Origin of the sequence: Nocardiopsis sp. TNDT3 (assembly GCF_003427465.1) — a bacterium.
Lineage (GTDB): Bacteria > Actinomycetota > Actinomycetes > Streptosporangiales > Streptosporangiaceae > Nocardiopsis > Nocardiopsis dassonvillei.
Genome location: NZ_QPFC01000043.1, coordinates 1 through 2,397 on the forward strand (window position 1 = coordinate 1; position 2,397 = coordinate 2,397).

Consider the following 2,397-nt stretch of genomic DNA (forward strand, 5'->3'; position numbering starts at 1 on the left):
GAAGCGCTGGAGGCCGTCGGCGTCAAGGTCGGCAAGACTCCGAGCGAGACCGCTCAGCTGGCGCGCGCGCTGTTCTGACGCGTTCCGGTACCGACAACGGCTCCGCCCCGCCGCTCAGCGGTGAGGCGGAGCCGTTGTCGTGTGCGCCCCGCGCCCGCCGCCGGCGGTCAGGCGGGGCGGCGGAAGTGCCCGGCCACGCCCACGACGACGTGGGGGACGATCATCACGGCGAGGAAGATCCCCCAACCGATGAGGGCCTCGCGGCTTCCGTCCAGGACGGCGGGCAGGCCCCAGAACAGGAAGACGAAGCCCACCCAGGGCAGCACGCCCCACCAGGGCGCCGAGCGGCCCCCGCCGTCCGCGCAGGCCGGTGCGGTTCTCCCCTCCGCCCGGCGGGGCGCCGGAACCTGTGCGCTCCCGCGTCCCGAAGCGGGGGCGCGCGTGTCCGTCGCGGGCAGGTCGTCGAAGAGGGGGACCAGGTCGGAGGAGGTGACGGCGCGCACCGCCAGGGAGGCGCGCTCCTCGTGCTCGTCGACGTCCAGGCGCCCCTCCTCGAAGGCGGTGCGCAGTCTGGCCAGGGCGACGTCCCGTTCGGCGTCGGAGAGGCGGTAGGGGCGCGGGTGTTCGGGGCCTGGCATGCGGGACCGCTCCGTTCGGGCCGGGGAGCCTCGTTCCCAGGGTAGGACGGCCGGAACGAGGATCCGGTTCCGTCCTCGCGGGCAACGACACGCGCGGCCGGGATACCACGGAGCATTCCGGTCCCTGGCAGCATAAGTCGGGTGAGTACGTCAGGATCTCCCCCCGACCGCGGCCGTCCCTCCCAGCGCACGCGGTCCAGCGGTGCGGCGGAGCCCGACGCGGCCGCCGCGCCCCGACCCGTCTACGCGACCGGCGGGATCGCCGCGGCCACCGCCGCGGCGCTGGGGTTGGCCGTGATCGTCACCCTCACCATCATCGGGTGGGTGGCCGCGCCGCACGACACCTTCGGCGAGGACATCATCGACATCCTCCAGGGTGCGGTGCTGGCCTGGCTGGTGGGCCACCACGTGTCGTTCTCGGTGCCCGACGGTCAGATCGCCCTGCTGCCGTTGGGGCTGGTGCTGTTGCCGGGGCTGCTGCTGTACCGGTCGGGACGGTGGCTGGCGCGTTCCTGCGACATCCCCCGCCTGCGGTACGTGTACCGGGCGGCGTTGGCGATCGCCGGGCCGTACGCGGCGATCGCGGGCACCCTGGCCCTGCTGGCGCGGACCGAGGCGGTCGAGCCGAGTATGCCGCGCGCGCTGGTCATGGGGTTCGTGACCGCCTTCCTGGCCGGAGGGCTGGGGGTGCTGCGCCAGCTGATGCGCGACAAGGAGGTGCCCGTCCGGGACCTGCTGCGGCTGATGCCCGCCCGATCGCGCTCCCTGCTGGTGGGGATGCTCGCCTCCACGGGGACGCTCCTGCTGGGCGGGCTGGTGCTGTTCCTGGTGGCGCTGGCGATGAGCCTGCCCGAGGTCGTCGAGACGACCCGGGTGCTCGGCCCGGGCCTGGTGGGGGGCGCGCTGCTGATCGTGGTCCAGTTGGCGTACCTGCCCAACGCGGTGGTGTTCGCGCTCTGCTACGCGCTGGGCCCGGGGTTCGCGGTGGGGGCGGGGACCGTCGTCGCGCCGACGGGGGTGTCGGTGGGAGCCCTGCCGATGCTGCCGATGCTGGCCGCGCTGCCGTCGAACGGGGCCGCGCCGGTGGCCTCGCTGCTGGCGTTGGCGGTGCCGTTCGTGGCGGGTGCGGTGGGCGGTGCCCTGACCCAGCGCAGCGCCCCGGACGTGGTCAGCGAGGCCGCTCCGCTGTGGGGGTTCGTGTGCGGTGTGACCACGGGGCTGCTGTGCGCGGCGCTGGCCGCGCTGGCCGGTGGGCCGCTCGGCGACGAGAGGCTGAGCGAGGTCGGGCCGTCGGCGTGGCAGGTGGGCCTGGTGGCCGCCCTGGAGGTGGGTGTGGCCGCCGCCGTCGTGGCGTGGGTGGCGAACTGGTGGTACACGCGGGGTGAGCGCCCGGCGCGCAGGGCCCCGCGTTGGACGGCCTGGCGTGGGCGGCGCCGCGCGAAGGAGGACACGGCGTCTTCGGCGGGGGAGGTGCCCGCCGCGAGGGCCACGCCGCGCTCCGCCAAGGGCGTGACGCGCCCGGCCAAGGAGGCGGCGCGTTCGGCCAGGGACGCGGCGCGCTCCGCTGAGGAGGAACCGCGGGAACGTCCGGAGGTGGAGCTGCCCCCGGACGTGCCGGTCGGTGAGGGCCTGGCCACGGTCACCCCGCTGCGCCGCCGTGAGCAGGAGGCGCGACCGGACCCCGAAGAGGACGCCTCGCCGGAGGCCCCCGAGGACGAGGAGCCGGACGCGGACCGGGCCGCCGAGCGCGCGGAGCGCA

General features: G+C 75.6%; 2 protein-coding genes. One reads left to right on the forward strand and one right to left on the reverse strand.

The window, feature by feature from the left end:
- Nucleotides 1-167: 167 nt before the first annotated feature.
- Complete coding sequence (locus DQW06_RS01170; RefSeq protein WP_013151121.1) at nucleotides 168-638, reverse strand: DUF1707 domain-containing protein; 471 nt, start codon at nucleotides 636-638, stop codon at nucleotides 168-170.
- Nucleotides 639-896: 258 nt separating this feature from the next.
- Between DQW06_RS01170 and DQW06_RS01175 the strand changes: the two genes are divergently transcribed.
- A partial coding sequence (locus DQW06_RS01175) for a DUF6350 family protein (protein WP_370449037.1) occupies nucleotides 897-2,397 on the forward strand: 1,501 nt, incomplete at its 3' end.